This window comes from Chloroflexota bacterium, from assembly GCA_026389585.1.
Classification (GTDB): domain Bacteria; phylum Chloroflexota; class Dehalococcoidia; order UBA2247; family RBG-13-53-26; genus JAPLHP01.
Genome location: JAPLHP010000081.1, coordinates 1 through 7,273 on the forward strand (window position 1 = coordinate 1; position 7,273 = coordinate 7,273).

Consider the following 7,273-nt stretch of genomic DNA (forward strand, 5'->3'; position numbering starts at 1 on the left):
CAACTGAGCAAGCAGGCTGAGCAGCGCTTGGCCGAGGCCTACCTCCCCCTCAACCCCGCCGCCCTCAAGCGAGCCATCGATGCTAAGATCAACAGCCTCCTCCAAGCCTACGAAACCAAAAACCGGACATCAGGAGTTGATACCCACAGAAAGCTGGACCCCCGTATGGTGACATCTTTCATGATTCAACAGGCCACCGTTGGGTTACCTTCTTAAATGAGTTGACACGTCTTGAGCCAAGTCAGGTATTAGCCCTCTTCGTTGAACCCTTCCACCTGCACCAGGCATGCTATTTCAACCGAGGCTTTCAGTTTCTTTGCCGAGGGATATTTCTTCATCTCTATGGCATTGAAAAAGCACCTTTCAACGCAGTCTTGGCAGCCCGTGCAGGAATCCTGATCCACATCGGCCCTCAGGTGGCTCTTCTCCAAAATTCGGCCTATGGTGCCGAATTTGAAGCCGGCATCGATCTGCGACAGGTAGTACCGCCAGCGTACTTATCCATCTCCTAAACCCTGCTTTGATCGGCCCTGCTCTCCGCCACAAACCTGTGGTAGCCGGCAAACCGACGCAGCGCCCGGCAGGCCCTGCGCAGGGAGCTATAGGTTGTTATTCCGGCCTGCCTCAGATCGAGGACAAACTCTGCTGCTTCAGCAGGCTTCTCCTGCTCGTGAATTGCCGCGACCACCGGCTTGCCCGTGGGGCCCTTATTGTTGAAATCCACGATGCAGGCCTTGATTTCGGCCAGTGCCTGAGGGGAGAACCACTTTGCATAATCAGCGCCCATGTGCAGCACGATGATATCTACCAGAGGGTCAGCAGCCAACGCCTCCAGGGCCCGCAGCAGCAGAGCCGTACTGGCGAATACGCTGCCGGCATCCAACGGATTAACCACGCTCTGATTTATCAGGGTCATAAATTCCAGAAGCCTGGCTCTCGTCTCCGCAGAGAGGGCTGGCAGTTCCAGTCCTTCCTCAGCACAGGTATCGGCAGTGGCCACGTTATTGCCTCCGCCACCTCCGAGCACGGCCAAACGCGCACCCGGCGATGGTTTCAACTGGAGCAACGTCATGCTGACATCGGCCATCTCTTCAATCGAGCCGACCTGTATCGCTCCGGTCTGTTTGAAGAAGGCATCCCAGATCTGACCGTCTCCCGCCAGAGAACCGGTGTGCGTCGCTGCAGCCCTCGCCCCTGAGGCAGTGAGGCCTCCCTTCCAGACGACGATTGGCTTGTGAGAGTCTATCTGCCTCACCAGTTCGACGAGCCTGCGGCCGTCCCTGACACCCTCAAGGTACATACAGATGATGCGGGTCTCCGGATCGGTAGCCAGATACTCCAGGAAATCGGTGCAGTCCATCATCACCGCATTCCCGTAGCTGATCACCTTGCTGAAGCCAATGCCGAAGGCTGGCCCAATCCTCACATAACCCTGGCCATGGCCCCCGCTCTGTGAGAGGAAGGCCACCGGGCCCTGGGCCAGCACGATCTTGTCATACATCTGCATGCGGGCAGACGGCACATGGTAGCCCAGGCAGTTAGGCCCCACTACGCGAAGGCCTCCTCTCAAGGCGATCTCCCGCACCTTAGCTTCCATTTCTCTACCTGCAGCCTCACCGGTTTCAGAAAAACCCGCAGTAGCAATTTGCACATTAACCACCCCGGCAGCCACACAGTCTTCCAGCACCCGGGGCACCGCTGCCAGCGGCACCGCGACTATGACCAGATCCAGCGGTTCAGGAATGGCTGTAACGCTGGGGTATGCTTTCAGGTCTGCGATAACGCTGGCATTAGGGTTAACCGGATAGATATGCCCTTCGAACCTGGCCTGCTGCAGCAGGCGCAGAAAGGTGTATCCCGTATAACCCGGCGGATGGTTGGCCTCACTCCTGGGAACGCCAACAATAGCGACGGATTTGGGATGAAAAGCTCTCTCCAGATCCGAATGCGCCGTCATAAGACTGCCACTTCCCCCCAACAATGCCATATCTGCATGCAATTATGCCCCTCCTTTTCGTGTCAAACAGCCCCGGTGGAAATTTAGCTCCTCCGTTCAGACCTGATGCAGGGAGCCTACCCTTCCAGTTTGAACTCCCACCGGCAGTGAATATCGTCCTTCTTCTCCCTCGGAGGCAGCTTCAGCGGGGTGACCTTGATCCTCGGGTTTATGGTGTGCGCCCTCAGTGCAATCAGTTCGGTCTCAATCTGGCAGCAGATGCGGCGCTCCCTGCCCTCTCCCTCTCTCTCCAGAGCCAGCAGTGTGGGGCACCGAGTCACCGTCCAAACCCCGTGATTGGCATTCTTCAACTCAAAATGATGCTCCAGATTCCACGTCCAGGGGCTCATTTGCAGTGCTTTGATCAAGGCCGCCACATCCATACTCCCGATTTTGAACAGCTTGCAGGTCGTCTCCACGTCATGGACCTCCATCTTGTCCCACACCAGCCTGTCGCAGGCAAAGGCCATGTCATCATCCGCCTGCTGCTTCACCGTAAGATACCAGATACCGTCCAGCTTCCGAATGTAGCCCGCGTATGCCTTCAAAGCCTTCAGCAGGAAATCCTTGGGAAAGTTCTCGTAAGTGACACTGGGATCGAATTCCCCGCTGTAGTCGCTCAATTCATTCATACCGAGCCTCCTCACTATGAAACAGCATACCTCACTTCACAGAACACGGGCAACCCGTAATCTCAATGCTTCTGATCAGAGGCAATTTCAGGGGTCGCAAGTCGTCAGGGCAGACCATCGGCCGGAGATGTATCGGCAGGGCCAGAGCCCGTCGACTAAAAACGATCTGGCTTGTCTGTTATCCAGGGCTGCCCGTATACTCAGGGAAGCAAGCCCTGGTAGTTGCGGCAGTAAAGCAGCAACTATTGGAAAGGAGCCCATTCTCATGAGCAAGCCAGCGAGCCTTGAAGCCCGAATCAAAACCCTGGAGGACATCGAAGCCATCAAGAGACTGAAATGCAAATATTGGCGCTGCCTTGACAGGAAGCTGTGGAATGAACTCGCCGAGTGTTTCACAGAAGATGCGGCAGCCGACTATGGGCCGCGCCGAAAGTGTCAGGGAAGAGAGGCCATAATCCAGTTCTTAAAGCAAAGCCTGGGGCAAGAGTCCTCTACCACCTTCCATATGGGCCATAACGCCGAGATTGAGATAACCGGCGACAACACCCGCCAGGGGTACATGGGTATTGAATGACTATATAGTCATACAACCGAACACCAAGAGGAAGGGCTGGGGCTTCTACGACGACGAATACGTCAGGGAAAATGACCAGTGGAAAAAGAAGGCTACCAAGATGACCGTTGTCTTCGAAGAATGGGAGCCGAGCAAGGGCTAGCACACGACTCCTTCATACGGCCTCCATCCAGTCTTTCGAACAAAACCATATCCTGCCAGAACTTTAGACTGCCAGCAAACGCGGAAGAGCAGTTATGCCCCTGCATCATCTCCAGGGATTCCTACGAGGTGTCTCCCGCTATCCAGACTCCCATTCCAGCGGGGCCAGTCCCGTCACGATATCATCACTGGCAATGCCCCATCTGGCCGCTTGTACCTGGCATGATATGTGCACAGGTAAATAAGCCCAGCCCTATAACGCGGGAACCTCCTGCAATAGGCACAAGTTACTCTACGTCTCATTACCTTCTCCCGACCATAATTCTGGCCCCCTTGCAGGCTAACTTCAGCGACTTCTGTCACACTACGGCGAAGGGAAGCTATACTGCTTTTTCAGTACGGGAGAAAGCATTCGAGGTGTTCCTGATAGGTACTTGTTGTGGATAGAGGCTTGCCTTCACAACGGCAGTTGAGGATGTAACCATGGATGAGTGCCTCTAGGATGGCAGTCAGAACAAGGTTCTGTGAAGTTAAGTTCCTCTCTTGAAGGTACTTCGACAGTGACTTGAACCAATCCGGTAGCTCAGGTTGAGCCTTACATCTGTCAGGTGTCAGGCGTATAGGGTCTTATATCTAAGACCAGCGTATGGTTGAAGGCATCAAGCCCACCGCCCTCAGGATGCTTCCATCCCTTCCCAAAAGCCTGGTGATAGTCAACCCCTATGGGATTTTGGCCTATGGGCCCCCAAGCTCGCAACTACTTGCCTGGCAATCTCGTCGAGAGGCCGCGCATACTATCCGGGATCCGATTCTGCCGGACATCATGAAGATGCCTGGCTATATTTGGCCACCACCCCGCTCTTTATGCCGCCCCTTTCCTTGTATTCAGCTTCCACCGTCATGGAGATCGGCTGCACCAGATGAACCAGATCTTGAAGGATGCGGTTTACCGCGTGCTCCTGCAATATGCCCACATTGCGATAGGAGTTCAGGTAGTACTTAAGAGATTTGAGCTCCACCAGGGAATGGCGAGGGGTATAGCGAATCACAAGCCGGGCGAAATCGGGCAGCCCTGTCCAGGGACAGACAGCGGTAAACTCTTCGGTCTCATAGACGACCTCGGTTGCTGAGCCAGGATAGGCAAATGGTATAGCCTCAAGTACTTCGGTATCAATAGCCCTTTCCGGTTGAATATCAAACCTGCGTGCCGCGTATTTGTCGATGTCCATTTTAGACCCCTACAAGGCTCTGGTGCGCCAGTAGCCGATGAGCCGGCCTGCAAGACAGCACCAGGCCCTAGTGCATTTTATCAATCGGTTCGGGAATCCACAAATATTGATGGGGTGAGATTCTCTCACAATTGCCTTCCCGAGACTCCCTCCACATTATTGCCCCACAGACACTCAGCATCACCCCAAAGATTACGCTGCTGCGTAGAAAACGACAAACTCGATGATTGTCGTAAAATGATTCCCCACATTACGAGGCCTATTAACGCAATCAAGGAGGGTGGCCCAGACAGAAACATAGCAGACAGGAAAAGCTGCTTTTGTGGATTCTTAGGCGAGAACTGTCCTAAGAATCAAATAGCTGGCAGTCAATCATTAGAAGGTTGAATCACTTCAGCCACTTACTGGCAGATGTGCCATTGATGCTAATGGTGCTGTGGGCCACGCTTTCCCTCACAAATCCAGGAGTGATGTCAGGACAATCCTTCAGGTCACTGGGCAACTCATCCCCTAAAAGGTAAGGGAGAAACGGTTTTGCGCCCTCGTGGAATAGGGCCTCAAGATCAGACATTTCAAAATCTGGCTGTAATTCTATGGAGACACAGAACACCTCGCCTGCCCACTTTAACAGATCGCCCAGCTTCGGAGGTTTAGGGTGAGTGAGCCAGAACTTGCCTGGCTCTGTCGTATTCACAATAAAATCGACTACTACATCAATGGGCACCAGATTGAGCCTGGCATCCGGGAGGCCCCTGACCCTGAATCTAGGCTCTGCCATAGGCAATCGAAGCGTGCCATCCAGACGTCTTTTCACCACCTCTTCGCGGTCATGAAGCACACATATCCCATGGGTAAGCAGATACGGTGCCTCCGTCGAAGCCTTGCCAGGGTTTTTGAGACTCGGGATAAGAATGCCAATCTTAAAGATTGTTTTCCTCTCAATCCCACAGGACTCCACAAGTTGCTCGGCCGCTTTCTTCGACTTCTCGTAGGCATTCCTGCCTTTTTCAGTATAGGCTGTGCCTGCGTAGAAGAGGTGGGACACTGAGTTTTGCTCACAGAAGCGGATAACGTTGGCAGTACCGTTATAGTTTGTTGCCCATACCCTATCGTCACTCTTGGTGCCCAAGTTAATATCGGCAGCCAGGTGATAGACTGCATCTACCTTCATCGGCCCTTCAATACCAAGATCATCCTGAACAATATCCCCCTGAATGATATCGCAGTCAGGGAACAGCCCCTTAGCCTTGGCCACATCACGAACCAGCAATTTGAGACGATTACCTCTTTCCAGGAAACGAGGTACTACCTCTCTCCCAAGTTGACCTGTAGCCCCTGTAACCAATATATCCATTTCTTCTACCTCTAGGACTTTCTGTCAGAAGACTTCCAAAATATGGATGGCTGGCCAGTCAACCAAATGTGACTCAAACCGCAGAGTCACATTCCCCCCCTCATAGATTGTCTGCCAGCCACTTGTTCTATAACATCAAAAGGGAAGTCATTTATGACAGATTTCTCTACTTTTGTCAACTTCCATTCGGAGGAACGTAACGTTCAGGGCAAGGCTGATAGTCTGGAGGCCACAATCTGGATAGAGTCCCGGTAAGGCATTTGGGAGATGGTTTCAGAGTGTGAACTTGAAGGTCTACAAATGGCCCAGAGTTGTCCTTGCCCTGTTTTTCAAAGCTGGGCAAGGACTGTGGTCTTAAGGCTTGGTTTTGGGGATATCTTGGCTGGAATCAGGGGATTTTACATTTAGAGTGGGCCATTGTGGTCTCGAACCACAGACCTCAGTCTTATCAGGACTGCGCTCTAACCAACTGAGCTAATGGCCCTTGCCCGTAGAGTATAGTTATTGCCCGAATCACGTGTCAAGGCAAAAAATGAACCTTAACCTCTGGATAGTGGAAGGAGGAGGGATAAGTGTTTGAACTGAAACTCTCCAAAAAGGAGAGACCGACCTAGGAGTGATAACTCCCTAGAAAGGAGGTGATCCAGCCGCACCTTCCGGTACAGCTACCTTGTTACGACTTCGTCCCAATCACTAGTCCCACCCTCGGCGACTGCCTCTCTTGCGAGTTAGCGCATCGACTTCAGGTGTTACCAGCTTTCATGACGTGACGGGCGGTGTGTACAAGGCCCGAGAACGTATTCACCGCAGTATGCTGACCTGCGGTTACTAGCAACTCCGGCTTCATGCAGGCGAGTTTCAGCCTGCAATCCGAACTAGGGACGGTTTTACAGGGATTAGCGTCAGATTGCTCTGTAGCAACCCGTTGTACCGTCCATTGTAGCGTGTGTGTAGCCCAGGACGTAAGGGCCGTGCTGACTTGACGTCATCCCCACCTTCCTCCCCGTTTCTCGAGGCAGTCTCGCCCGAGAAATGCAACCGGCAACGGGGGTTGCGCTCGTTGCGGGACTTAACCCAACACCTCACGGCACGAGCTGACGACAGCCATGCAGCACCTGCACCGGCTCCCCGAAGGGTCGCTTCGGTTTCCCGTCGCTACCACCGGCATGTCAAGCCCTGGTAAGGTTCTTCGCGTTGCGTCGAATTAAACCACACGCTCCGCTGCTTGTGCGGGCCCCCGTCAATTCCTTTGAGTTTTAGCCTTGCGGCCGTACTCCCCAGGCGGGACACTTAAAGCGTTAGCTTCGGCACAGAGGGGGTCGATACCCCCTACACCTAGTGTCCAAC

At 53.5% G+C, this 7,273-nt stretch carries 8 protein-coding genes, 1 tRNA gene and 1 rRNA gene; 3 read left to right on the plus strand and 7 right to left on the minus strand.

Going from position 1 to position 7,273, the window contains the following annotated elements; all coding sequences use genetic code 11:
• A partial coding sequence (locus tag NTZ04_07265) for a hypothetical protein (GenBank protein MCX5992105.1) occupies positions 1-216 on the plus strand: 216 nt, incomplete at its 5' end.
• Positions 217-248: 32 nt separating this feature from the next.
• Here the strand turns inward: NTZ04_07265 and NTZ04_07270 are convergent.
• The 3 genes from NTZ04_07270 to NTZ04_07280 form a co-directional block, all read right to left on the minus strand.
• Positions 249-431, minus strand: coding sequence for a 4Fe-4S binding protein (locus NTZ04_07270; protein ID MCX5992106.1), 183 nt, complete (start codon positions 429-431; stop codon positions 249-251).
• Between the two features lie 77 nt (positions 432-508).
• The gene (locus tag NTZ04_07275) at positions 509-1,999 is read right to left on the minus strand and encodes a CoA-binding protein (GenBank protein MCX5992107.1); all 1,491 of its coding nucleotides are present in this window, start codon (positions 1,997-1,999) and stop codon (positions 509-511) included.
• A gap of 74 nt (positions 2,000-2,073) precedes the next feature.
• Positions 2,074-2,628: a DUF6125 family protein gene (locus tag NTZ04_07280; GenBank protein ID MCX5992108.1), complete on the minus strand. Its 555-nt coding sequence runs from the start codon at positions 2,626-2,628 to the stop codon at positions 2,074-2,076.
• Positions 2,629-2,893: 265 nt separating this feature from the next.
• Between NTZ04_07280 and NTZ04_07285 the strand changes: the two genes are divergently transcribed.
• Together NTZ04_07285 and NTZ04_07290 are read left to right on the plus strand one after the other, a co-directional pair.
• Positions 2,894-3,202 carry a nuclear transport factor 2 family protein gene (locus NTZ04_07285; protein MCX5992109.1) on the plus strand — a complete coding sequence of 103 codons (309 nt, stop codon included), beginning with the start codon at positions 2,894-2,896 and terminating at the stop codon, positions 3,200-3,202.
• Positions 3,195-3,344, plus strand: coding sequence for a hypothetical protein (locus NTZ04_07290; GenBank protein MCX5992110.1), 150 nt, complete (start codon positions 3,195-3,197; stop codon positions 3,342-3,344). Before NTZ04_07285 ends, NTZ04_07290 begins: the two co-directional genes overlap by 8 nt.
• Positions 3,345-4,164: 820 nt before the next feature.
• Here NTZ04_07290 and queF read toward each other — a convergent pair.
• The 4 genes from queF to NTZ04_07310 form a co-directional block, all read right to left on the minus strand.
• Positions 4,165-4,572 carry a preQ(1) synthase gene (gene queF / locus NTZ04_07295; GenBank protein ID MCX5992111.1) on the minus strand — a complete coding sequence of 136 codons (408 nt, stop codon included), beginning with the start codon at positions 4,570-4,572 and terminating at the stop codon, positions 4,165-4,167.
• Between the two features lie 388 nt (positions 4,573-4,960).
• On the minus strand, positions 4,961-5,926 hold the full coding sequence (locus NTZ04_07300; protein MCX5992112.1) for an SDR family oxidoreductase: 966 nt from the start codon (positions 5,924-5,926) through the stop codon (positions 4,961-4,963).
• A 410-nt stretch (positions 5,927-6,336) separates the two neighbouring features.
• A tRNA-Ile gene (locus NTZ04_07305) sits at positions 6,337-6,410 on the minus strand.
• 147 nt (positions 6,411-6,557) lie between these two features.
• Positions 6,558-7,273, minus strand: a 16S ribosomal RNA gene (locus tag NTZ04_07310); the annotation flags it as partial.